Origin of the sequence: Bacillus sp. CH30_1T, from assembly GCF_008364765.1 — a bacterium.
In the GTDB taxonomy this organism is placed as follows: Bacteria; Bacillota; Bacilli; order Bacillales; family Bacillaceae_B; genus Rossellomorea.
In genome coordinates this window covers 22,503-46,860 of record NZ_VTUY01000004.1, presented here as the reverse complement: position 1 = coordinate 46,860, position 24,358 = coordinate 22,503, and the positions used below count along the sequence as shown (strand labels likewise).

Annotated in this window: 22 protein-coding genes; all 22 read right to left on the bottom strand. The window is 40.2% G+C overall.

Annotation, left to right across the window (positions count from 1 at the left end; translation table 11 throughout):
* Positions 1 to 149 precede the first annotated feature (149 nt).
* The gene (gene sigG, locus F0342_RS07895; RefSeq protein WP_113968293.1) at positions 150 to 926 is read right to left on the bottom strand and encodes an RNA polymerase sporulation sigma factor SigG; all 777 of its coding nucleotides are present in this window, start codon (positions 924 to 926) and stop codon (positions 150 to 152) included.
* A gap of 200 nt (positions 927 to 1,126) precedes the next feature.
* On the bottom strand, positions 1,127 to 1,846 hold the full coding sequence (sigE, locus tag F0342_RS07890) for an RNA polymerase sporulation sigma factor SigE (RefSeq protein ID WP_113968294.1): 720 nt from the start codon (positions 1,844 to 1,846) through the stop codon (positions 1,127 to 1,129).
* A 53-nt stretch (positions 1,847 to 1,899) separates the two neighbouring features.
* Complete coding sequence (spoIIGA, locus tag F0342_RS07885; protein ID WP_149155442.1) at positions 1,900 to 2,826, bottom strand: sigma-E processing peptidase SpoIIGA; 927 nt, start codon at positions 2,824 to 2,826, stop codon at positions 1,900 to 1,902.
* A gap of 448 nt (positions 2,827 to 3,274) precedes the next feature.
* The gene (gene ftsZ / locus F0342_RS07880; protein WP_149155441.1) at positions 3,275 to 4,447 is read right to left on the bottom strand and encodes a cell division protein FtsZ; all 1,173 of its coding nucleotides are present in this window, start codon (positions 4,445 to 4,447) and stop codon (positions 3,275 to 3,277) included.
* Positions 4,448 to 4,488: 41 nt separating this feature from the next.
* Positions 4,489 to 5,787, bottom strand: coding sequence for a cell division protein FtsA (gene ftsA / locus F0342_RS07875; RefSeq protein ID WP_148968668.1), 1,299 nt, complete (start codon positions 5,785 to 5,787; stop codon positions 4,489 to 4,491).
* A gap of 116 nt (positions 5,788 to 5,903) precedes the next feature.
* The gene (locus F0342_RS07870; protein ID WP_113968298.1) at positions 5,904 to 6,266 is read right to left on the bottom strand and encodes a small basic family protein; all 363 of its coding nucleotides are present in this window, start codon (positions 6,264 to 6,266) and stop codon (positions 5,904 to 5,906) included.
* A 1-nt stretch (position 6,267) separates the two neighbouring features.
* Positions 6,268 to 6,996 (bottom strand): DUF881 domain-containing protein, encoded by a 729-nt coding sequence (locus F0342_RS07865; protein WP_149155440.1) that lies wholly within the window; start codon positions 6,994 to 6,996, stop codon positions 6,268 to 6,270.
* Between the two features lie 71 nt (positions 6,997 to 7,067).
* Entirely contained in the window at positions 7,068 to 7,769 is a 702-nt protein-coding gene (locus F0342_RS07860; protein ID WP_262481677.1) for a DUF881 domain-containing protein, read from the bottom strand.
* Positions 7,753 to 8,538 (bottom strand): cell division protein FtsQ/DivIB, encoded by a 786-nt coding sequence (locus F0342_RS07855; RefSeq protein WP_149155438.1) that lies wholly within the window; start codon positions 8,536 to 8,538, stop codon positions 7,753 to 7,755. Before F0342_RS07855 ends, F0342_RS07860 begins: the two co-directional genes overlap by 17 nt.
* A 667-nt stretch (positions 8,539 to 9,205) precedes the next feature.
* Positions 9,206 to 10,306 (bottom strand): stage V sporulation protein E, encoded by a 1,101-nt coding sequence (gene spoVE / locus F0342_RS07850; protein ID WP_149155437.1) that lies wholly within the window; start codon positions 10,304 to 10,306, stop codon positions 9,206 to 9,208.
* 113 nt (positions 10,307 to 10,419) lie between these two features.
* Positions 10,420 to 11,769 carry a UDP-N-acetylmuramoyl-L-alanine--D-glutamate ligase gene (gene murD, locus F0342_RS07845; RefSeq protein WP_149155436.1) on the bottom strand — a complete coding sequence of 450 codons (1,350 nt, stop codon included), beginning with the start codon at positions 11,767 to 11,769 and terminating at the stop codon, positions 10,420 to 10,422.
* The gene (gene mraY / locus F0342_RS07840) at positions 11,770 to 12,744 is read right to left on the bottom strand and encodes a phospho-N-acetylmuramoyl-pentapeptide-transferase (RefSeq protein WP_149155435.1); all 975 of its coding nucleotides are present in this window, start codon (positions 12,742 to 12,744) and stop codon (positions 11,770 to 11,772) included.
* 2 nt (positions 12,745 to 12,746) lie between these two features.
* Positions 12,747 to 13,157 (bottom strand): hypothetical protein, encoded by a 411-nt coding sequence (locus tag F0342_RS07835; RefSeq protein ID WP_149155434.1) that lies wholly within the window; start codon positions 13,155 to 13,157, stop codon positions 12,747 to 12,749.
* Between the two features lie 2 nt (positions 13,158 to 13,159).
* The gene (locus F0342_RS07830; RefSeq protein ID WP_149155433.1) at positions 13,160 to 14,620 is read right to left on the bottom strand and encodes a UDP-N-acetylmuramoyl-L-alanyl-D-glutamate--2,6-diaminopimelate ligase; all 1,461 of its coding nucleotides are present in this window, start codon (positions 14,618 to 14,620) and stop codon (positions 13,160 to 13,162) included.
* A gap of 223 nt (positions 14,621 to 14,843) precedes the next feature.
* The gene (locus F0342_RS07825) at positions 14,844 to 16,760 is read right to left on the bottom strand and encodes a stage V sporulation protein D (protein WP_262481676.1); all 1,917 of its coding nucleotides are present in this window, start codon (positions 16,758 to 16,760) and stop codon (positions 14,844 to 14,846) included.
* 231 nt (positions 16,761 to 16,991) lie between these two features.
* Positions 16,992 to 19,193, bottom strand: coding sequence for a penicillin-binding protein (locus F0342_RS07820; RefSeq protein WP_149155431.1), 2,202 nt, complete (start codon positions 19,191 to 19,193; stop codon positions 16,992 to 16,994).
* Positions 19,193 to 19,561: a cell division protein FtsL gene (gene ftsL, locus F0342_RS07815; RefSeq protein WP_149155430.1), complete on the bottom strand. Its 369-nt coding sequence runs from the start codon at positions 19,559 to 19,561 to the stop codon at positions 19,193 to 19,195. The genes F0342_RS07820 and ftsL overlap by 1 nt, the downstream gene beginning before the upstream one ends.
* A 25-nt stretch (positions 19,562 to 19,586) precedes the next feature.
* The gene (rsmH, locus tag F0342_RS07810; protein WP_149155429.1) at positions 19,587 to 20,522 is read right to left on the bottom strand and encodes a 16S rRNA (cytosine(1402)-N(4))-methyltransferase RsmH; all 936 of its coding nucleotides are present in this window, start codon (positions 20,520 to 20,522) and stop codon (positions 19,587 to 19,589) included.
* Positions 20,523 to 20,559: 37 nt separating this feature from the next.
* Positions 20,560 to 20,991 (bottom strand): division/cell wall cluster transcriptional repressor MraZ, encoded by a 432-nt coding sequence (gene mraZ, locus F0342_RS07805; protein WP_148968656.1) that lies wholly within the window; start codon positions 20,989 to 20,991, stop codon positions 20,560 to 20,562.
* Positions 20,992 to 21,241: 250 nt separating this feature from the next.
* Positions 21,242 to 22,861, bottom strand: coding sequence for a bacillithiol biosynthesis cysteine-adding enzyme BshC (bshC, locus tag F0342_RS07800; RefSeq protein WP_149155428.1), 1,620 nt, complete (start codon positions 22,859 to 22,861; stop codon positions 21,242 to 21,244).
* Positions 22,862 to 22,950: 89 nt separating this feature from the next.
* Entirely contained in the window at positions 22,951 to 23,337 is a 387-nt protein-coding gene (locus tag F0342_RS07795) for a DUF3397 domain-containing protein (protein WP_148968654.1), read from the bottom strand.
* Position 23,338: 1 nt separating this feature from the next.
* A complete protein-coding gene (locus F0342_RS07790; protein WP_149155427.1) occupies positions 23,339 to 24,235 on the bottom strand; it encodes a ketopantoate reductase family protein in 897 nt (298 codons plus the stop codon).
* Between the last annotated feature and the right edge of the window lie 123 nt (positions 24,236 to 24,358).

Sequence of the window (24,358 nt, the reverse complement as noted above, 5' to 3'; positions counted from 1 at the left end):
GGCAAAGCCCTTCCGCTTTTCTTTTGTCCAGCTACAGGGCTTAGAAGTTCGAGGTGACAACGGGAAACCCCCATAAGGCATAGGGCGCCTTATGGGGGTTTCCCATTTTACTTGTCGGGGCTGATCGAGCCGCCTCCGCTTTTCTTTACTTATTGAATATTTTTGTTCATTTGTTTGATTGCTGCTTTTTCCAGTCTTGATACTTGTGCTTGTGAGATTCCGATCTCGTCAGCCACTTCCATTTGAGTTTTCCCTTGAAAGAAGCGTTTGCTGATAATCAATTTTTCACGATCATTTAATCGTCTCATTCCTTCTTGAAGAGCAATTTCTTCAATCCAATGGAAATCGCGATTTTTTTCGTCGCTTAGTTGATCCATCACAAATATTGGGTCTCCTCCATCATTATAAATGGGTTCAAACAAAGAGACAGGATCTTGTATAGCATCCAATGCAAATACGATTTCCTCGTGGGATACATCAAGAACTTTGGCAATTTCTTCTGCAGTTGGTTCTTTGGATGTTTCCCCCATTAATTTCTCTCTTACTTGTAGAGCCTTGTACGCAATATCTCGTAGTGAACGGGACACTCTTATTGGATTATTGTCTCTTAAATATCGTCGGATTTCCCCAATGATCATCGGAACCGCGTATGTAGAGAATCGAACGTTTTGACCTAAATCAAAATTATCGATGGATTTCATTAATCCGATACACCCTACTTGAAATAAATCATCAACATACTCACCACGGTTATTAAAGCGTTGAATTACACTTAAGACGAGGCGCAAATTCCCATTTACAAGTTTTTCTCTTGCGGTAATGTCGCCCGCTTGCATTTGCTTGAATAGTACTCTCATTTCATCATTTTTGAGAACTGGTAATTTGGAAGTATCTACACCACAAATCTCGACTTTATTACGTGTCATTCTTTCCCCTCCTTGTAGGAGCTGCTGTACAAAATTCAGTATTTCCTTGAAGAGGAAAAATATGCATTTCATTCTGACAAGTAACGGTTCATACTCCCCAAATCCCTTTAGATATCTGGATAAATTCATATAAAAAAATTTTAATGGGTTTAAACAAAAAAAACTGACCTTCTCAATAGAAAAGGTCAGTTTTTATCAGGTTATACCATTTTATTAAATTCCTTCTTTAGACGCTTAATAATCCTCTTTTCTAAACGAGAGATATAGGACTGGGAGATACCAAGCATATCCGCTACATCTTTTTGGGTTTTTTCTTCTTCTCCCATTAGACCAAACCGGAGCTCCATGATTTGTTTTTCACGATCAGAGAGCTGGTGAAGAGCGTTAAAGAGCAGTTTTTTGTCTACGGTCGCTTCCAGATCTTTTGTAATAATATCTTCATCTGTTCCAAGTACGTCTGATAATAGTAATTCATTTCCGTCCCAATCAATATTGAGTGGCTCATCAAACGAAACTTCTGAGCGGATTTTATTATTTCTTCTTAAGTACATAAGAATTTCATTTTCAATACACCTGGAAGCATATGTAGCTAATTTGATTTTTTTTTCTGGATTGAATGTGTTAACTGCCTTAATCAAGCCAATCGTACCGATGCTGATCAAGTCTTCAATATTTATTCCTGTATTTTCAAACTTCCTGGCGATATATACGACTAACCTTAAGTTTCGTTCAATCAACAGAGAGCGGGCAGCTTTATCACCTTTAGGCAATTTATTGAGTAATACTTCTTCCTCCTCTTTCGTCAATGGAGGGGGAAGTGCTTCACTACCACCTATGTAGTAAATTTCATCTGTCTTCAGTCCAAGTTTGATTAACAGTTTGTACCAATAGTATAAAAATTTAAATTTGAATTTTTTCATTGTTGCTCCCCCTTCTATTTCTTTAAATTGTGAGTATAGTAGTAATAATTGACTTAAGAAACATTAAGTACCGGCTTTCGCGAAGCCATTTTCGGATGAACGATCGCTTGAAAATTCCCATCTGCTGAAAGCGGATCCTCTCTGAAGGCAATCAGTCCATTCGGGATCGTCCATTCTGATTCATGATCCTTTAGAATGAGAGAATCAGGCTTGATAGCGGCTAGAAGTTGACTTTTTCTTCCCACTGATTGGGCGGGGACAATTCTCATCCGGTCAGACCAGCGTGTGTCGATGTTTTTCTCTCCAGAGAAGATTTCATCAACATCGTGGCATAGTGCCCTCACTTCTTCTGGAATTCCCCCCTCTATCTCAGCGATGGAGAGTATCATGACCGGACTTTTGGATATGGGGTCTTGAAGTTGGTTACCGCTGTCTACAAGACCGTTTACGGTACATTGAAAATCTTCAATTTTTATGCTTACCTTCAGAAGCTGATCATACTGAATTTTCACTTGCTCAATGCTATCCACTCTGCCCTTAGAAAAATACCAGGCAAGAGGCAGGGCAAGCATAACAAATACCCAGCTTATCGGATCTCCAAAACCACGGATGCTTGCAAGCAACATGGAGGATTCTGTACCAGGGTCGAAACTAATAAAATAATGAGTCCCAATTAATATCCCACCTGTAAAAAAGGTAACAAAATAGAACATAAGAAGATTAGATAAGTAATAGCGCAATCTTCTATACCCAAAAGCTGAGTACACCATGATAATTGAAAATAATAATTTCATAAGAGGGTTTCCTATAAGAGTTGCATAAGGTGAAAAGGCAAGGAGAATGATGATCGATCCTATCAAACTGCCAAGTCCAATTCTCCACAGGGCATATTGTCTTTTTAAGATGATTCCAGTTAACCATAATAAGAAAAAGTCTACCAATAGATTTAACAACCAGATGACATCCAGATATAAGGTCAATCTCTACCCTCCTTTTGAAACTTCACCCAGTTACAGCTATTTAAATTTCAAGATAGGAATGACTTATCAGAAGTATATCGTACATACCCTTTAAAAGGTTGTCATTTTTTGTATGCTTCAGAGGAAAACTTTTCGGAGATAAGAACGAAATATGTCACTAAATTTATTCCTGATTCGAGGTATAAAAAATAGCTTTGTTGATTGGATTTTGATTGGATGGATACGTGGAAAATATATCAGACCAAAAAAATCCCCAAAGGCATTAAATGCCTTTGGGGATTCCTTGTTGTGCTTATCGGGCCTGAGAAAGCAGCCCGCTTTTATTGTCCAGCTACGGGGCTTAGAGGCTCGAGGTCATAAGCTAATCCACCCAAAAAGGCGAAGGACGCCTTTTCGGGTGGCTCATCTTATGCTTGTCGCCTCTGGGCAAAGCCCCTCCGCTTTTAATTTATCTACGGCGATTACGGTTGCGAAGGAAAGTTGGGATGTCCAATGTTTCTTCCGCTCCCTGATTTTGATTGGAAGAGGTTCTCACCGGCTCTTGGTGTTGAGGCTCTTCGCGTTTAGGTTGTTCGCGCTTGATAGATTGGCTTGGGCTTGGGTTTGGACTTTGATTTGGTTTCATTCCACCAAATGTTGGTCGAGTTTGCTTAGGAGGTTGAATGACCTCTTCATTAAACCCGGTTGCAATAACGGTTACTACGATATCATCTTTTAAATCTTCATTAATCACGGAACCGAAAATCATGTTCACTTCTTGATCTGAAGCAGATGCTACAATGTCCGCAGCTTCTTGAACTTCATATAGACTTAAAGATGTACCACCTGTAATGTTCATCAGTACACCTTGAGCTCCATCAATGGATGTCTCAAGTAATGGACTTGAAACGGCTTTTTTTGCGGCTTCCGTCGCACGATTTTCACCAGAAGCTGCACCGATGCCCATAAGTGCTGAACCTTTGTTAGACATGATTGTCTTTACGTCGGCAAAGTCAAGGTTAATAAGACCTGGAGTTGCGATTAGATCTGAGATACCTTGAACACCTTGTCTTAATACGTTATCTGCTTCTCGGAATGCTTCAAGCATTGGCGTGCTCTTATCTACGATCTCAAGCAGACGATCGTTTGGAATAACGATAAGGGTATCTACTCCTTCTTTCATAGCAGCGATACCACCGCTCGCTTGATTTGAACGCTTTCTGCCTTCAAAGGTGAAAGGTCGTGTCACAACACCGACCGTTAATGCTCCGATTTCTCGAGCAATCTGAGCGATTACCGGAGCTGCACCAGTTCCGGTTCCTCCGCCCATTCCAGCCGTAACGAAGACCATATCTGCTCCTCTTAGAGCTTCTTCGATCTGTTCTTTACTTTCTTCAGCAGCTTTTTTACCCACTTCCGGATTGGCACCTGCTCCTAATCCTCTGGTTAATTTACCACCGATTTGCATTTTTATTTCAGCTTTTGATAGATTCAAAGCTTGTGCATCTGTATTTACAGCGATAAATTCAACACCCTGTACACCATGCTCGATCATGCGGTTTACAGCGTTGTTACCTCCACCACCGACACCGATAACTTTTATTGTCGCTAAAGAATCTAAATTTGTATCAAACTCCAACATGACAAATCCTCCTAACTCGTCGAATCTATGGATTCCTTTATTTATTCAAAGAAGTATCCAAAGAACTTTTTCACTTTTGACATGGCCTTCTCATCTTCATGTTCTTCTTCTTTTACCTTCGCAGGCTTTGGCTTTTTATTAGCTGGTTTCGATTGTCGCTTCTCAGCAGCCTCTACAGGCACTGGTTCTGCACTAACAGATCTTCCTTGTAATCTAGCATTCTTTTGAGCGTATTTAATCAAACCTACTGCAGTCGTATACTGAGGTTCCCTAACTCCAATATAATCAGGAATTGCCACCCGTACACGATTTTGGAAAACGATTTGTGCTAATTCTAACACACCTGGAAGATTTGCTACACCACCAGTTAACACATATCCACCTGGCAGGTCTCTGATTCCCATTCGTTTCAGCTCATGGCTAATGAGGTCTAAGATCTCTTCCAGCCTTGCTTCTATGATATCAGAAATTTCTAATTGATTAAATTGCTGGTGTTGATCGCTACCAATAATTGGCACGCTAAACACTTCATCTTCTGATGCATGGTCATAATAAGCATGTCCATATTTAGTTTTGATTTTCTCTGCATCGTCCGTTGAGGTTCTTAATCCAATCGATAAATCTTTAGTAATATGTTCTCCCCCTACAGGAAGTACAGTTGTAGCTTTAAGGTGGCCTTGTTCGAAAACCGCTATCGTTGTAGAGCCACCGCCAATATCGATTAACGCAGCACCGAGGTTCTTCTCATCCTTTGACAAAGCAACTGAACCAGCCGCAAGAGGTTGAAGAACGATATCGACAATTTCAAGGCCGGCCTTTTCTACACAACGGAGAGTATTATGTAAAATCGTCTTAGATCCCGTAATGATGGTGCCTTCCATTTCCAATCGAACACCAATCATACCGCGTGGATCTGTAATCTCATCCAATCCATCAACAATGAATTGTCTTGGGATTACATTGATGATTTCTCTTTCTGGAGGAATAGAAACAACCTGGGCTGCATCCATCACTCTTAGAACATCTTCATCGCCGATTTCCCGATTATCACTTGATACTGCCACTACACCATGACACGATTGAAGCGACACATGGTTGCCGGTAATACCTACGATGACCTGGCTTATAGATAAACCAACCATCCTTTCGGCTTGTTCAACTGCTTTCTTGATTGTATGAACAGTTTCGTCTATATCTACGATGGAACCTTTTCTGATTCCTTCTGAGTTCACATTTCCTACACCGATAATGTTTAAGGAATCATTTGTCATTTCACCAATGATTACTTTTACTGTGGATGTACCGATGTCTAGGCTAACGTAAATTTCATTGCTGTTCACTCTATGGCACCTCCTTAAAGAATGTTTATTTGGAACAACAACCCTAGAAAAACATTATTCTAAGTATATCTTAATTAAGATATTCGTCGTAACAAAAACGATTCCCTTTTAAAATTCTAATTTTTTTCTCTTTTTTCTTGATTATTTGACCAATTGCTAATAAGTATTCGTCTAATCACTGCAATGTTCTGGAATAATCTTACTCCAAAAGCAAATACAGCCGCCAGATATAAGTCTACACCAAGATGTACGCCTAGAAAAGCTAAACTTGCTGCCAGTAAAATATTAAAAAAGAACCCAGAAACAAAGACCTTATCATCATAAATATTTTGGAGGTGGGCACGTATGCCGCCAAATAATGTATCCAATGCTGCCAGGACGGCGATCGATAAATAATTCGAGTACTCATCTGGAATTCTAATATCTGTAAGAAGCCCCAATACGACCCCTACCAGCAACCCTAAAAGGGGAAGCCACATATTACCCGTTCCCTCCTCTTTCCTTCACCGGTTCCATTAAACGGACCCGGATGGTATCTTCATATGGTGGAACCACCACTTTTTCTAAAGGCTTTGAAATTGAGACTCGAAGATTATCGATAAAGAAGTCCTCAACAGACTGTGATACCTGCATTCGGTTATACAAGCCTTTTGCAGAGTCCAAGTCTTTGGTTAATACTCTCACTTCAAATGGTATTTTTTTAATTGAATATCCATCTACCTTGGTTTCTCCATTAATATCCCGAATGACCGAGGTATTGATTAAGCGATGACCATCAATGGAAATATCCATTGCATCATATCGATTCAGCTCATTTACCAGTCTTTCCAACAGTTCCGGTGATATAGTTTGAACTTTTTCACCAAGAAGGATTTCTTCCATGGCTGGTTCAATCGTTAAAATGACACCTGGTCCTGTTTTTTCAGTCAAACCTGCTTCTGTTCTCAATTCCTCTAAAGTTTGTTTCAAAGCACGTTCTGGACTAGACTGCTGTTCTGTCTTATATTGTTCCAACTTTGCTTCAACCGCACGCATTTCTGCATAAAGATTGGAATTGACTTCTTTTTCTTTTAATAATGCATTTCGTAGTTCCCATATATCTCGTGTATCCCGGACAACAGGTTCTTTGACTGTTTGGAATTGTATAGCAATCATAAACCCAATAATTATCGTAATAATGGTAAAGCTTATTTTTAACTTGTTGTCCATTCATTGCACCTTACTTTCACAGCTGACCTTACTTGGTAACAGTCCGAATAACCATTGGGACATTTCATTGCTTATGATTCACTAATGCTTGGTTCTAAAATTACCGTATTCTTTTTTTCCAGTTTAAAAATGATATTATCATTTACAAGCTGGTCTTTAACCCCGCCCGTGATATTCATGGCTGATGATAGTACTTCCGGATCTCCAATAGCGGTAATTTCAAACGGAGCAGGATATTCGATTCCATCAATTTGAATAACGGGACCGTTACACAGTATGTATGAATCATGCTTTAGCCTTTGTCCATTTATCGCAACGACAGAAGCCCCCGCAATGTATAATTCATTGATCACCTTAAATACATGGTGTTCATGAACAATATAATTATTGGCGTTTTCCTCATTGGAATCGTAGTCAGCGTCTGATAATGTCACGTTTATCCCAGGCCCTTTCACTTTCGTTTTGCCCAGGTACATACGATACTTCTCCGCATCTTCTGCCAGGTTAAAATATATTTGTTTCTCTTTAGAGAATTCCTTCTCCATGTTGACGACCTTTTCCTGCTTCTCATAGAGTTCCTCTTGCAGATTATTATTCTGCTGCTGATACTCAAGGATTTGATCTCTCAATGCTTCTTCCTGTTTCCACTGACCATTCGTTCGATTCCCACGTTCCGCTTGTTCTGTGTTAGCTAGACTAAATGAAAAAGCAAGGATGAAACCTAACACCAGACATACAAGAGAGAGGATTACATGCTTACCTCTCACCCTCATCCTCTTCATCGCTTTGTTCACCTTCCGTTTCATATGCTCTGAAATAAGAACCTACCTCTAAATCAATGACACCTTTTACTGAAGGATCCAATTGACTGACAATAGAGGGATAATGCACCATTTTCTCTGAAAAGGTCCGGATGGTGGCACTGACTTCAAATCCATCATTCATGAATAGGGTCAAGTGATATTGATCTGTTTCCTTTGGAGCCAGGTTAATCTCAGATATGAGGTGCTGAACTTCTTTCGGAAGCTCCCTTAATTCTTCTACCATTTTCACTAAGACCTTATCTTCCTCGAAACCTCTGAGTAAAGGAGCATCAACGGGTATTGATTCAGTACCTTTATCCAGAACGTTCCCATTCTCTAATATGACAAAGAATTTATTATCTTTCGATAGATATGCCTTTTTATCATATTCTTGGATGCGTATTTCATAGGAATTCGGAAAGGACATTTTTACCGTTGCATTTTTTACTTCAGGAAGCTCCTTTAATTGTTCCACGGTTTTATCTTTGTTTACACTCCACAAATTCATGCCGCTGTCAATTCCACTTTGCTGAAGAACCGCCTCATTTGAAACAAGCTCATTCCCATGAACCACCACTTTTTTCACATGACTTAAAGGTGATTGAAAGTAAACCACCGATAGAATCATGAGTAAGAACAAAGAAAGTAAAAATAACAGTCTGCGATTCGCTTTCTTTTTTCGGTGTTGTTTTAATTTAGGAATACGATCTTCAAGGGAAACAACATTTTCTTTTTTCATTTCGTTCTCCTCAATTTCACTTTGTAATCATTAAGTCATGAATAAGAAAATTCTCACCACGTCTTATAATGAAAGTACTCTTTACATTGGGATACCTTACATTCTATATGAAGGCAGCAAATGTTAAAAGAGGAACAGAACGTTATTTTCTGCCATATAACATAATGTTGAACGAGAAACCATTATGGTAGAGTTGAAGGATGGATATTCAGGAGTTAGTTCTCATGTCACTGATCAAAATAATCCAGCATTTCCTAAGATACATTGTCCATACAACTTTTCGTATATGTACGTCCATTCCTTTTCAGAAAGAAGCCATCCTATTTATTACACTCTTGTACTCTATTTTAAACATCAATTTCCACATAATGAAGGTATGTCATTGAATTGTAAAAGATTTGGCTAACAAAAGTAATAAACTCTCCTTTATTTTGAAAAGGTCTGATTATAATGCATTACGTATATGTAATTAATTGTAACATCTCACCAATGAATATCCTATTGTTATTTCAATAAAAACGAGGAATTTCAGCGTTTTTTTCTTTAATTCAAAAAGAGACTGACCATAAAAACAGGGGAGGATATGAATGTTGCGTTCCTGACTATCAGGCTTTTACCATTCACTTCTTTTCCGAGCTGTTTCACAGTCAATCTCTTTGTTAAGTCATTACCGTCTCGTATAACGGCTAATATTCAGCAGCACTCCCACAGCCATTAGCATGAGGGTCAATGAGGATCCCCCGTAGCTAAGAAAGGGGAGTGTGATGCCCGTGACCGGCATGAGGCCGGTTACGACCCCAACATTGATCATTACTTGGATTGCAATCATTGAAACGATCCCTAACGCCAGAAAGCTTCCGAATAAGTCAGGAGCCCCTAGAGCAATTCTGATCCCTCTCCATAAAATCAAAGAAAACAGAAGCAGGACTAAAGTTCCCCCGATAAAACCGAGCTCTTCTGCTAATATTGCAAAAATAAAATCGTTTTGAGGTTCGGGCAAATAGAAGAACTTCTGCCTGCTTTGTCCCAGTCCCAATCCAAATAAGCCTCCCGGGCCGATTGCATATAGTGACTGAATGATTTGGAATCCGCTATTCAATGGATCCTGCCATGGGTCTAAAAATGACGTTATCCGTGCAATGCGATAAGGTGCAGATATAACAAGTCCAATGAAGCCGACTAATCCAATCATCCCGAGACCGACAAAATGCATGACCCTCGCTCCTGCAATAAAGATCATCACTACTGAAGTACCAACCATGACAGTACCCGTACCCAGATCCGGCTGTAGCATTATCATTCCAAAAGCAGCGAACACCAGCAGAAGCGCCGGTAGGACTCCTTTTCTAAAGGAAGTAATATACTTTTGGTTTTCCGATAAATACTTTGAGAGAAACGCAATCATGGCAAGTTTCATAAATTCTGAAGGCTGAATGGAAAACGCCCCAACTCCTATCCAGCTCCTGGAACCATTCCTTAGAACCCCGATACCCGGAATTAATACCAGTACAAGAAGGACAAAGCAAATGATGATGATAATTTTCGCCCAATTTCTCCAGGTCCAATACTCTACATTCATGATGAAAAACATAGCGAATAACCCTACGCCCGCAAAGAGCACTTGCCTTTTGGCAAAGAAAAAGGAGTCATCGAATTTGTAGTCAGCCCATACAGCGCTTGCGCTGTATACCATAATCAATCCAATCGCAAGTAAAGTGAGTGTAACCATAATGAGGATAAAATCGGGAGTCGATTTTTTTAAAGGCAATCTTAAACACCTCGAATAGACAAATTTTGAGCCGTTCGAGCAAAGAAAACTACTTATCTTGGATTGGTATACTGGCTGTTAAAGTACGGATGCTCTTCATGGACAAGCCCTTATTAAAGCTTATGCACCACTTCTATAAAAATGTCACCACGTTCTTCAAAAGTTCGATATTGATCCCAACTTGCGCATGCAGGGGATAGTAAAACAACATCTCCCTCTTCGGCATGTTCAAAAGCAACAGGAACTGCCTTTTCAACATTATCGACAGGAATAATGGATTGTATCCCTGCCTTTTCTCCTGTATTCATGAACTTCTCAGACGTTTCCCCGAAGGTGATTAACATTTTTACATTTTTCAAATATGGAATCAGGTCATCGAAATCATTTCCACGGTCTAAGCCTCCAGCAAGCAGGATCGTAGGACCCTCAAACGCATGAAGAGCGCTTTTCGTTGCCAGGCTATTCGTTGCTTTCGAATCATTATAAAACTTTACACCCTTCACTTCCCGGACAAATTGCGTTCGGTGTTTCACTCCTGTAAAGGTGCCAAGGACCTTCTTAATACTTTCATTGGGTACTCCATAGATTTTACACGCGGCAACTGCACAAAGGATATTCTCCAGGTTATGTGCACCCGGTAATACAATTGAATCAACTTCGACAATCAACTCATCTTTGAAATAGACTGCCCCGTTTTTAATATAGGCCCCTTCCGCTACTACTTTCTTCGTTGAAAATGGAATCAATTGCGCTTTTGTAAAGGCAACTGAATCTATAACATGCTCTTGATCAGCATTAAAGATGAGATAATCATGTTCTGTTTGATTTTTCGTTATATTGGTTTTCGCCTTCCAATATTCATCCAGGTTTCCATGGTAATCCAGATGTGCATCATATAAATTCGTAATGATGGCAATATGAGGAGCGAATTCTTCGATCCCCATCAGTTGAAAAGAGGAAAGCTCAACTACCATTTTTTCATTTTCTTTCGCTTCCTGGGCTACTTCAGAAGCGACCGTTCCGATGTTTCCTGCAATAAGAGGCTTTTGATCGGCCTCTTCAAGCATTTCAAACAGGAGTGTCGTCGTCGTGGTTTTTCCATTTGTTCCTGTAATTCCAATCAATTCTGCCTCAGAAATTAAATAGGCAAGCTCAACTTCTGTCAGAACGGGTATGTTCTTTTCGATTGCTTTCTTAATTAATGGGTTGTGATAGGGAATTCCTGGATTCTTAATCACATACTGAAAACCTTCATCAAGAAGTTCGATGGGATGACTTCCGCAAATCACTTTAATACCTTCCTGTAGAAGTCCCTGAGCTTCCGGATTTTCAGCCAAGGGCTTTTGATCGTTTACCGTTACAAATGCTTCTAACTTATGTAGAAGAGAGGCAGCACTTACCCCGCTTTTTGCTAAACCTAATACTAGAACTTTTTTATGTTTGAACTTCGTTATCTTCTTCAATTATAACCACACCTCAATATAGATTCCTAAAACGGCAAATAGCAAACCGACGGTCCAAAACGTTACAACAACACGCCACTCAGACCAACCGACTAACTCATAATGGTGGTGCAGTGGGCTCATTTTGAATATTCTCTTTCCTGTTGTCTTAAATGATGAGACCTGTAAGATAACGGATAGTGTCTCAATGACAAATACTCCACCAATAAGAATTAAGATGATCTCCAATTTGGTTAAAATGGCAATCGTCGCGATCGCTCCACCTAATGCTAAAGATCCAGTATCTCCCATAAATACTTTAGCAGGGTGAGCATTGAATACTAAGAATCCGAGTACCGCCCCGACTACTGCCACTCCGAAAATCGCGACATCATACTGGGATTGATTCCAGGCTAATACGGCTAGTGCACCAAAAGCAATGGCGCTCGTTCCTGAAACTAATCCATCTAAACCATCTGTTAAATTGACAGCATTTGAAAATCCTACAAGCCAAAAGATAATGAATAAACAATAAAACCAACCTAATTCAAATGAAAGATCCGTTAACGGAATCGAAACTGTAGTCGGAAAGTCATTTTGCTTAAAGATGAGATAAAAAATGACAGAAATGACAATCTGACCTAAAAGCTTTTGCTTTGATGTGAGTCCTAAGTTCCTCTTCATTACAACTTTAATAAAGTCATCAAGGAAGCCTAATAGCCCAAAACCGACCGTCACAAGAATCATTAAATAGGTTTCAGGACCAGGCTCTGAATATTTACCAGTCATTACAAATGTAGTAATCACGATGGAGACCAGGAACACAATTCCACCCATTGTAGGTGTGCCTGTCTTTTTTTGGTGAGACTGAGGGCCTTCATCACGGATACTCTGCCCAAACTTCAATCTTCTCAGGAAAGGGATAAAAACGGGGGCAAGCAATACTGTTATGAGAAATGCCATAATGATTGTAAAAAAGATCACTTGTTCCATCATCGTTATTCCCCTCCCTTTCCGTTACCGGATTCGTTCGATGATACGTCTGTTGTTTGATTTCGTTCAGATTCGTTGTTAAAAATAAACTTCGTCATAATTTCCCACTTTTCTTGATTGTAATTTTGTTTGTAATCCTCTAGTAAGTCAATGTAAGCTTTATAAACATCTTCAACCATAAATAATGGAAAGTGGTTTGGAACAAATGAAGGTACTTCTTTATTCTTAGGCCAAAGTGAAGCAATCGCTCCTGAATCAATACTTTCGAAAAGGTTTATTTCATCACCAAAAGGGACATATAGTCCCTTCTCCATTCCCATACTAGTTGAATTTGAAACTACTAGAAACGTAAAGCCTGGTAGATGTATTCCTGTTGTTTCAGGAAATAATTTCTTTACATCATCATAAAAGAGCATTCTTACATCCCCTTTATGATTTGTCTGGCCACTTCGCGGTCATCGAAATCATATACGTTGTTTCCTATAATTTGATAGGTTTCATGACCTTTCCCAGCGATCAGGACAATATCGTCAGCTTTTGCAAGACTTAAAGCCTTTTTAATTGCTTCTTTCCGATCAACTATTAATTGATACTGTTTGCCGACCACTCCAGATTCCATATCCTCGAGTATACTATCAGGATCCTCTGTTCTGGGGTTATCAGAGGTGAAGATAGCAAAGTCCCCATATTCACAAGCAATCTCTGCCATTATAGGCCGCTTAATCTTATCACGGTCTCCTCCACACCCCACCACCACAATAACATTTCCCTTAGTTATCGATTGTATTGTTTCTAATACATTTTTCAGACCATCTGGAGTGTGTGCGTAATCAACGATAACCGAGTAGGGCTGGCCTTCAGAGATCGTTTCAAACCGTCCCCTGACTCCATGTGCTCTCTCCAGGCTTCTTACGCTGCCCTCGATGGGTATACCTGCTGCACTAGCTGTTGCAATCGCAGCCAAAGCGTTATATACATTAAATCGCCCCGCTAATTTTAATACCATCTCTCTTTCTCCAAATGGTGAAACGAGTGTAAAAGCGGACTCTGTTGCTTTCAGGACAATATCTCTGGCATAGAAGTCAGCAGAAGGAGACAGACCATATGTAAATACATGTGCGGCCGTTGCTCTGATAAAAAAATCAGCTGCTTCATCGTCTTTATTAATGATGGCGTATTTAGGAGATTTCTTAAAATAAGTATTCCCTAATTGTGAAAACAATAAGCCTTTTGCATTTCGATAATCGTCCATGGACTTGTGATAATCCAGATGATCCTGAGTCAGGTTTGTAAATACGGCAATATCATAGTCACAGCCGTGAACCCGGCCCTGATGTAGCGCATGTGAAGAGACTTCCATGATTGCACTTCGTACCCCTTTATCACAAAACTGTTTAAACGTTTGTTGGAGCGTTAAGCTGTCAGGAGTCGTATTATGACTTACTTGTAACTCATCCCCCACTTTTATGTGCATTGTACCAATTAAACCGGTCTTCATTCCACAGTGTGTAAGCACCTGGTCAATCAGATGGGTGGTCGTGGTTTTTCCATTTGTGCCAGTCACCCCTACCAACAAAAGCTGATGGGAGGGCTGCTTATAAAAGTAGTCTGCAAGAATGGCCATTGCTTTCTTCGTATCCGGAACGATAATAACCGGTACGCTTGCTTCTATGCTCCTCTCAGCGAGAATCGCAGCTGCACCGTTCTTCTCTGCAAGTGGAGCGAGTGAATGGCTATCAACCTCTAATCCGTTAATACAGATAAATAGATCACCATTTTTCACTTTCTTATGGTGGTTAGCGATGTTTGAAATAGCTGGATTCCCTTCACCCTCTACTGAGAAAAACGGCAGTACTTCCAGCAAAGTGTGCAATCTCATCTTTTCAACTCCTCACAGGTAGAAAGCAACCTTTTTATATTTTACAAAAAAATGCGTATGAAAGCTATAAACCTTTTAACTTAGTTCGTTATCATTATGAAAAAATGGCAGTCTGCCTTACTAATTAAAGAAAAACGGGGCTCCCCCTTACGGATATAAAGCCCCCGGCATAAATAAAAAGTATATCACAAATACACAATCATGTTGACTTTCTTCCCTTAAATCATTCCGAAAGATACACCCTCACTTTTGAGCCTTGCTTGATCTTCACTCCCGGATCAGGAGATTGACTAACCACTTTATCTCCACTTCCACTTACATCCAGTTCAAGGTTTACTAACTGCTGCTGTAGCTCTTTTTTCGTTAATCCAACTAAGTCAGGGGTTTCAATCAATGGAATATCGGTCCACGTCATCTCTTTCTCAATTTGACCTTTACGTTTCGGTACTCCCATTGCTTCTAAACTATCGCCTATGATACTACCTCCAATAGGAGCTGCTACGACTCCACCGAATTGAATGGTACCTTTCGGATTATCGACAGCTACGTACACAACAATTTCAGGGTCATCTGCAGGCGCAATTCCCATAAAGGAAACGATGTGATTGTTTTCTAAGTATTTACCATCCTTTGCTTTTTGAGCGGTTCCAGTTTTCCCTCCTACCCGATAACCATCTACAAAAGCTTTCTTACCGCTCCCTTTCGCTACAACACTTTCCAATGCTTCACGAATCTGTTTGGATGTTTCTTCTGAAATGACCCTCTTCTTCATTTGAGGTGTTTTTCTCATCACCACTTCTCCAGTTGAAGGGTCAATCAACTCCTTAGCTATATACGGTTGATACAGGATTCCTCCATTGACGGCTGCTGATACAGCTGCTACCTGTTGAATCGGCGTAACGGCCACCCCCTGACCGAAGGCAGTCGTAGCTTGTTCTACTGGACCGACTCGATCAAGATTAAAGAGAATCCCTTTCCCCTCTCCTTGAAGATCAATGCCGGTCTTTTGTCCAAATCCAAAATCATGAATATAGCTGAAAAGTTTTTCTTTCCCTAACCTCTCACCTAACTCTACAAATCCCGGGTTACATGAATTTTGGACCACTTCCAAAAATGTTTGGGTTCCATGTCCTCCCCGCTTCCAACAATGAAGGGTGGATCCGGCAACTTCCACATGACCGGGATCATGGAATTTATCTTTATAAAGGTCCACCTTATTTTCCTCCAGCGCTGCGGCAAGAGTAATGATTTTAAACGTAGAACCGGGTTCATAGGTGCTCCAAATCGGTAAATTCCGGTTATATATCTCCTGTGGGACATTCTGAAAATTCGCCGGGTCAAAAGTCGGCCTGCTTGACATCGCCAATATCTCACCACTCTTAGGGTTCATGGCAATAGCAATCATTCCATCAGGATTGTAAGTTGCTTGAGCAATATCCAATTCACGTTCCACGATAGTTTGGACTTTCGTATCTATCGTAAGCTTTAAATCAAGTCCGTTTTCCGGTTTTTCAAAGTCATCTGCCATATCAGGCATTCGTTTCCCTTTAGCGTCAGAAAAAAATTTGACATACCCTTTATCTCCACTAAGCTCCTCATCATATGACAATTCAAGTCCCATCAGCCCCTGATTATCAATTCCCGCGAAGCCAAGCACATGGGATAAATAACTGCCGTATGGATAATAACGTTTAGAATCTTCGCCTAAGTAAACCCCTTTTAAATTTAGGTCCCTGACCTCTTTCGCTTTTTCATAGGAAATCTTTCTCGCTTCTTTAATCAACACCATACTGTCTCTCTGTGTAACATATTTATATGCAGATTCTACTGAAATATTAAGAACAGCTGCCAGTTTATCCGCTGTTCCCTGAGGATCAGTGATTTGTCTCGGGACGACAAATATCGTCGGGGCACTTTGGTTTCCAGCTAGTTCCACCCCATTCCGGTCCACAATCTTCCCTCTCTCCGGTTGAAATGGGATATTTCGACTCCAGGAGTCCTTTGCTAAACCAGTAAGCCAGTCCCCTTTAAAGAACTGAACATACCCCAGCCTTATATCAATAATGGAGAAAATCAGGACTCCTACTATAAGTGCTACTGCTAACCTTTTCCTTACCGTTACATTGGATACTCTTTTCACTAATGGAACCTCCCCTTCTATGGCTCGTTCCATTATATGCTTGGACTTATTTGGGTATGTTCGAAATCCTTTAAAGGATGAGGAAGGCTTATCATTCACGGCAATTTAATCGATTGGTTCCATAAGAAAAGGGCGACTTCGAAGTGAATGGCACTCATACCTAAATCGGTTCAAAAGAAATCGATCCAGGTGCTCTCGAGTGAGTCACATACATAAGTCAGCCCTGTTTATTTAGTTCAGTGGTGGTTCTCCCGTATTCTCATCTTCATCTTGCTGTACTTGTTCTTCCGGAGTACTAAAATTAACCACTAGAGGCTCTTCTTTTTCCACAGGAACCCCCGGTTGAATATTTTGACTGACGGCATAGCCATTTCCAACCATATTGATCTTCAGACCTGCAAGATTTGCCACTTTAAAGACATCCCTTACAGACCACCCCTCCATATTCGGAAGCGTAGTGTCTCCATCGGTTTTGATTACAACTCTTTCCCCTTGCAGAATATCGCTGCCTGCTTGAGGCAATTGCTTTACTACTTCAGAGCCATTACCAACCACTACAGGTAAAGCACCTGATGCCTTCAGAGCTTTTTTTGCTTCATCTATACTCATTTCTTTCGTATCGGGAAGCGTCAACTTCTTCAAGCTCACTTTTTCCTGCGGCTTAATGTTTAAGTACTTTAGGCTATTCTGCATAACCGGCCTAAAAATAGCCGAAACGGGGTCAGACCCTATTTCACTCGGCTCTAACTCAGGCTGTTGAACACCAACATAAACAATTAACTCAGGATCTTCGATTGGAGCCATGCCCATGAATGAAAAAAGATAGTTTTCTTTTCCTCTCATGTACTGACCCGTTTCTGGATCAGGAATCTGGCCAGAGCCCGATTTCCCTCCAACTCGATAACCTTCGATGGCAAATCTCGTGCCTGTACCATTTTCAGAAGAGACTGTTGTTTCAAGATATTCCCTTGTCTTTTCAGCTGTTTCTTTAGAAATGGGTTTCCCAGCAACTTCGGGTTTTGTCTCTTTGATTACTTTCTTTGAATTCGGATCGACTATTTTAGAGATCACATAAGGTTTCATCATTTCACCGTTATTCGCAATCGCAGATTCTGCCTGAATCATTTGAAGAGGTGTAACAGTCGTGCCCTGTCCAAAAATGGTCGTGTACTTTTCAATTGGATAATGATAAAGAATAGATCCAGACGCCTCATTCGGTAATCCGACATCGGTTGCTTTTCCGAACCCAAACTCATGTAAGTAATCTTCGTACTTCTTATAACCGATTTTATCTAAAAGGTTCGCAAATGCTACATTGGAAGATCTTTGAACCCCTTCTAAATAGGAAATCGTCCCCCAACCTTCCCCACCATTATGATCCCGGATAGGATTAGGGACATTTTCAACATAAAATTTACCTGATTCATACAATTCATTTGGATTGAACTTTCCTTCATTCACAGCCGCTGCAAGCGAAAAGGATTTCATCGTCGAGCCAGGTTCGTATGTATCCTCTACGATGATATTAGTCCAGTTGTCCAATAAACCGTCTCTCGAATCCGGATGAAATGTTGGCCTCTGTGACATTGCTAGAATTTTCCCGGTTTTTGGGTCAGATACGATGGCAAACATTTTCTTAGGTTTATACTTTTTCTGGACTTCATTCATTGCTTCTTCTAGAAACGTTTGAATTTTTTTATCAATCGTTAAATAGATGTCATCTCCATCCTGGGGAGCGGTAACATGCTCATCTGCATTAGGAAGTAAATATCCCCAAACATCACTCTTATATTCAACCGAACCATCCTTGCCGCTTAACACGTCATTGAAGCTTGCTTCAACACCCATTTTCCCGACAGTATCGGATTCATCATTATCAGAAGTGGATTTTTGGGCAAATCCGATTAGATGGGATGCGAAAGAACCATTAGGATAAAATCGCTTTGCTTCCTTCCTGAATGAGATTCCAGGTATGTTTTCTTCTTTAATCTCGAGCATCATTTGATGAGACAGATCTCTACCAGCAGATCCAAATTCCACCTGATACGGACCATCCTGATTGAGACGGTCATATATTTCGCTTTCTTTCAAATCAAGATATGGAGCCAGAGCCTTTGCTGTTTTCTCCGGATCTGTCACATGTTTGGGCTTTTTCGGATCACTCGTGATGCTCGGATCTAAAATGGCCACGAGTGTATAGGCTGAAGTATCCTCTGCAATAACTTCACCTTTCCCGTCAAAAATTGTCCCCCTGTGAGCTTCTAAAATGTGGCTTTTTATATATTTTTTTGCCGCTTGTGATGCCAGGACCTTACCTTCAGCTTCCCCGGTGACCTGAATCGTGACAAAGCGAACCATTAATACAAAAAAGAGCAAGCCGAAAATCCCGAAAAGGATGGCTGCCCCTATGTTCATGCTTGGTCTTTTTTTCATTATTGTTCAACAACCTTAACGTTCTTTTCTTTCAAGTTAAGTCCAAGCTCTTTTGCTTTTTCAAGAATACGCTCATAAGTACTAAGCTCACTAACTTGAAGTTTAAGATCATTATTTGCCTTTTCCTGTTTTTCGATGGTTGATTCAACGTGCTGGACTTCTTTATTCACATCATAGATGGCAGCTTGTGTTGTCACAATCTGAACTGCTAAGAAGCAAAATACTGCTGCAAAAATGGCAACAAGGATTTTTTCCCCAGGTGTGATGACGGATCTTCTCTCATCACTAAGGCGCTTGGGCTTGGCTTGAACGGATTGATGGGTTTTCTCAACTTTTTGCTGCTCGTACTTTCTGGCTAAGTTACTCAAAAATCTCCCTCCTGTTTCCTTCTATTTATATATTTTTTTCTGCGATTCTTAATTTAGCTGACCTAGCGCGATTATTTTCTTCCAATTCGTCATCACTAGGCAGGATCGGTTTTCTCGTTATAAGCTTCAGTTCTGCTTCATAACCTTCAGGAATAATCGGTAATCCCGGAGGCAGGTCAGGTCCTGATGCCTTCTCTTTGAACATCGTTTTGCAAATACGGTCTTCTAGGGAATGGAATGTAATCACGCTCACCCTTCCTCCCTTATGAAGAAGCTCTATGGCTTGTTCAAGTGAATCTTCAAATGCTCCCAATTCATCATTCACTGCAATTCGTATGGCTTGGAAGACTCTCTTAGCCGGATGACCGCCTTTTCGTCTTGCAGGTGCAGGGATACCATCCTTAATGAGATCGACAAGTTCACTCGTTGTTTCAATGGCCTTCAAATCACGGGCCGCTTCAATTTTTCTCGCGATTTGCTTAGAGAACTTTTCTTCTCCATATCGATAAAAAATCCGAACCAAATCTTCAAACGACCAATGATTAACCACATCATAAGCGGTTACTTCACCTTGCAAGTCCATTCTCATGTCGAGTGGAGCATCATGGTGATAACTGAACCCTCTTTCCGGAGTATCCAATTGGGGCGATGACACACCAAGGTCGTATAAAATCCCATCCACACTATGTACTCCAAGTTGTTCAAGTTCTTCCTTTAGATTACGGAAATTAGATTGAACGAATGTAACTCTATCCTGGTAGGATGAAAGCTTTTCTTTTGCGTGGTTGATGGCTGTTTCATCCTGGTCGAAGCAATACAGATGCCCCCCCGGTGATAACTGGTTCACAAGATACTCGCTATGCCCTGCTCCACCCAGAGTACAATCTACATAAACTCCATCTTCTTTAATATTCAGGCCATCCACCGTTTCTTTTAATAATACAGTTGTATGTTTAAACATGTTGAATTCACCTTTCCAATCGAACGTTTTGTGGGGGTTAAATATCAAACCCTACCATATTCTCTGCAAGCTCAGCAAATGAATCTTCAGACTGTGTGAAATAGTCTTCCCATAATGATTTACTCCAAATCTCAATTCGATTGGAAACTCCTAAAATAATGCATTCTTTATCTAATTGTGCATAATTCACAAGTGTAGCAGGAATATTCACCCTACCCGTCTTATCTAATTCGCTCTCAGTTGCTCCCGAGAAGAAGAATCGAGTGAAGGCACGGGCATCTTTTTTAGTCAGTGGTAGGGCTTTGAGCTTGTCTTCAAGAGCTCGCCACTCATCCATGGGATAACCAAATAAACATTGATCCAATCCTCGGGTAATGACAAATGAATCTCCGAGGTGATCACGGAACTTGGCAGGTACGATTAAACGGCCTTTATTATCAATGTTATGTTGATATTCGCCCATGAACATATGCACTGCCCCCACTTTCTAACACAAATGTACCACATCCCCCCACTTTTCTCCACTCTTTTCTAAATTCTTTACTTGCAAAATATTCCCTCTATTTTTCATTAGTGTTTTTCTCTCTTTTCCAGACAATTTTTCACAAGTGAAATTTGTCTTTATACAACGTAAAAAGGACCTAATTCGCAATATAAAACGAATTAGGTCCTTTTATTTTTTTACTTGTCGAGACTTTTAATACCGAACATGCCTTCAATTAGATATATACCACTTTGTGAGTCCCATCAAATGTAAATTCAAGAAGTGTCAGGTCTTTTACAAAATCAAGTCCGTATTTGTTTAAGAAATAAAGGACATTCCACGTTCTTTCCTGTGGGCCTTCATTTGGTCTGATGCTGTTTTCCACCTTCATGAATTGATTGAAGGTTAAAGAATTCTTATCCTTCAAGGCTTTGTCCACTTTGTTGCGCAGATATTCGAATTGACTCAAGTGGAATTCAAGATTCTTATCAATGATCGGATGTAACCCTTGATCAATACTAACTGCCTGTTCGCGAATCTTTTCATATTTACGCTGCAGTTCTTCCTGGATTTCCATCATTTCAAACTCTAAATCCGGGCGCTCGAGGGATTTCCAAAATGCATTACGAGCTGTAGAAACCCCTTCTGTAATCACTCCATGCAGAGTCAATTGAAGATCTTGGATTCTCTTATCTATTTCTCGTTCCACTATTGTTATATTTAACCTCGGGACAACCGGAGGCATTTTCAAGCCCACATATTCAAAGGCTTTTTTCAATTCACCCCAATAGGCAATTTCGCCAGGGCCGGCCACAAATGCGAGTGTTGGAAATAACCATTCTTGCATCATGGGTCTAGTGACAACATTATTGCTGAATGATTCTGGACTTTCATCCAGAATGGATAGCAATTCAAGACCGGAATATGCTTTACCACTATTCTTCTCAAAGAACTTGTTCCCTTCTCTCTCTAACAAAGCACGTTCATCCTGAAGTTGGATAAAGAGATTGGCGGCTATAGGGGAAATGTCCAATTGAGTTCCATACCCATTCTTCCGGATTTCTTCTTGTTGCTCAAGCACCTTATCTGTGATGGATTGACTGTTTTCAATCAAATGGTGAAAATGTCTTGATTCAAGCTTCCTTAATAGTGGATAAGCAGAATCGATGACCAATAATCCGAAATCTTTGAATAAGCTCATCACAAAATGGGCAAAGAATCGAACAATATCTTCTTCGTCTTCAATCATCTTAGTAAGGTCAGATGACAGCTGATTTGTATGTTCTGTTTCTCCCAGCATCACTAATATGTCATCAAGCCATTTCTTCATTACAGTTTTATTATACGTAATATGAGAGGTCATTTTCTTTTCTACTACTCTCTCCGGATATCCGACCTTTTCAAGCTTTGATCCTTTTTCAACGTATATATGATTCACTTCTTGATAATCATGATCTTCACCCGCAATCCAAAAAACAGGTACAACAGGATGCTTTAACTTGGCTTCCTGTTGCCTGGCTAGTTGAATGACCGAAATGATTTTATGTATTGTGTAGAGTGGACCAGTCATTAGACCGGCCTGTTGCCCAGCGATGACGGTTACGGCATCGTTTCTCAATTTCCCCAATGATTCTTCTACCTTTTCAGATGACGGCAATGACTTCATATAAGAAGATATACATTCTGCAAGATCCTCTCTCTGAAACTGACGAGAAGCTAAATCTTTCATCCGATCAGAAAAGACGGAAGAACTGTTTACGTTATAGTGAAAAAAAGAAGTGACTGGCTCTTCTTTTTTTAAATATTGAGAGGCGAACTTATTTATTGCTGGAATGTTTAAGCTTTCCACTTCCATTTGAATGACTCCTTTTCTAGCTCTTTATATCCTAACGATGAGTATATCATTCTACATTAAGAAAAGGAAAAAACTTGCCTGTTGAATTTCTAATATAAATCAAGAATACGAAGGATCAATCCTGTGATCATCAGTGTTATGTAAGCAGTAAAGAATAACAGAAAGTTCAGTCGCCAGAAACCTCTCAGCACCTTAGGGTAGTGAATCTCCCCCTTTGCTTTCCAATACATGATGGCAAATAGAACTCCAATGGAGCAAATGATAAGGAAGATCAGCCAAAGATAAGAGGTTTGCCAAATGGCGATGACAATGAAGTGAACCGAGACGATTAATAGAAAGGTTGTTACATCGATGGCCAGATGAACGGCTTTCCGATGGTTCTTCATGATCTCTTTCGCTAGAATGAAACTGATGAAATATCCCAAAAACGGGATTAACACAAATATGGCAATGATGGTTGAAAAAATCGAAGCCATTTTATCCCCCCAGACCTTCTCTTTCAATTCCTTTAACTAATCTGTATATTACATTCATGATGGGTACAAAATGGTGTTCTTTTTGTGCTTTTTCCAGAAGAAAGCCTATGATAGACTCTATTTCTGTTTTCCTTTGTGATTCAATGTCTTTTAGCATGGAAGACCTGTTTTGGTATGTATTTTTGCAAATATCCTCCACCCCTTCAAAAGAAACAATTCTTTCCATATGAGGAAATAGGAGAAGCATTTCTTGGAATAAGTCCCTTTGTAATTGATGAAGATGTGGGTTTTCAACCAGCTTCCCGTTCTTTACCCGGGTCAAAGCCGTGAGAGGGTTAATTAGTACATTGACGAATAACTTAGTTAGGAGCATTTCCTCAAAGTCTTGTTTTAATATGAATGGAAATGAAGGAATACTCTGTGATACTAATTCTTCTACAACTCCCCATTCTCCTTTAATTAAAGCAAGATTTGTCTTTCCTTCTCCTAAATGATGGAGCGCGTGGTCGTTTTCTTTCAGAGCACCATGCTCTACGGAACCCGCTAGTAAATTGTGGTGGGGCAAAGATTTCACCCATTCCAAATGCCCAATTCCATTCTGAAGAAATAATAGTGGCTGATCCTTATCCATAAGTTCCAACACATGTTCCAGGGGTTTCAAATCATATTCCTTCACTGCCACAATGACGAAGTCAAACTTCAAGGGAACTTCTGTAATAAGATCCGAGTGGACTCGTGTTGTGAATGAAGAGCCTCCTTTATGTACAGTTATACCGTTCATTAACAGGCTCTGAACCTGCGCCTCTCTCCTTACTATAAGTGTGACATTAAACTTTTGGCTCAAATACCCTGCAAATAAAAGCCCAACTGCTCCTCCTCCAACGATCCCTATTTTCATAATGACTCCTTACTCGTACATGTTTTTAAGAATAGTTTACCAAATTTTCGGCAACTAGAAAACCATAGGCTAAAAGAATCACCCTTTACTCGAAAGAAAAGACTCGTCCCAAAGGAACGAGCC

Bases quoted from the DNA above. Each gene is read 5' to 3' on its own strand.
- sigG (WP_113968293.1), bottom strand. From the start codon at position 926: ATGACACGTAATAAAGTCGAGATTTGTGGTGTAGATACTTCCAAATTA.
- sigE (WP_113968294.1), bottom strand. From the start codon at position 1,846: ATGAAAAAATTCAAATTTAAATTTTTATACTATTGGTACAAACTGTTA.
- ftsZ (WP_149155441.1), bottom strand. From the start codon at position 4,447: ATGTTGGAGTTTGATACAAATTTAGATTCTTTAGCGACAATAAAAGTT.
- F0342_RS07870 (WP_113968298.1), bottom strand. From the start codon at position 6,266: ATGTGGCTTCCCCTTTTAGGGTTGCTGGTAGGGGTCGTATTGGGGCTT.
- F0342_RS07865 (WP_149155440.1), bottom strand. From the start codon at position 6,996: ATGGACAACAAGTTAAAAATAAGCTTTACCATTATTACGATAATTATT.
- F0342_RS07860 (WP_262481677.1), bottom strand. From the start codon at position 7,769: ATGAGGGTGAGAGGTAAGCATGTAATCCTCTCTCTTGTATGTCTGGTG.
- F0342_RS07855 (WP_149155438.1), bottom strand. From the start codon at position 8,538: ATGAAAAAAGAAAATGTTGTTTCCCTTGAAGATCGTATTCCTAAATTA.
- mraY (WP_149155435.1), bottom strand. From the start codon at position 12,744: ATGATGGAACAAGTGATCTTTTTTACAATCATTATGGCATTTCTCATA.
- F0342_RS07835 (WP_149155434.1), bottom strand. From the start codon at position 13,157: ATGCTCTTTTATGATGATGTAAAGAAATTATTTCCTGAAACAACAGGA.
- F0342_RS07830 (WP_149155433.1), bottom strand. From the start codon at position 14,620: ATGAGATTGCACACTTTGCTGGAAGTACTGCCGTTTTTCTCAGTAGAG.
- F0342_RS07820 (WP_149155431.1), bottom strand. From the start codon at position 19,193: ATGAAAAAAAGACCAAGCATGAACATAGGGGCAGCCATCCTTTTCGGG.
- rsmH (WP_149155429.1), bottom strand. From the start codon at position 20,522: ATGTTTAAACATACAACTGTATTATTAAAAGAAACGGTGGATGGCCTG.
- mraZ (WP_148968656.1), bottom strand. From the start codon at position 20,991: ATGTTCATGGGCGAATATCAACATAACATTGATAATAAAGGCCGTTTA.
- bshC (WP_149155428.1), bottom strand. From the start codon at position 22,861: ATGGAAGTGGAAAGCTTAAACATTCCAGCAATAAATAAGTTCGCCTCT.
- F0342_RS07795 (WP_148968654.1), bottom strand. From the start codon at position 23,337: ATGGCTTCGATTTTTTCAACCATCATTGCCATATTTGTGTTAATCCCG.
- F0342_RS07790 (WP_149155427.1), bottom strand. From the start codon at position 24,235: ATGAAAATAGGGATCGTTGGAGGAGGAGCAGTTGGGCTTTTATTTGCA.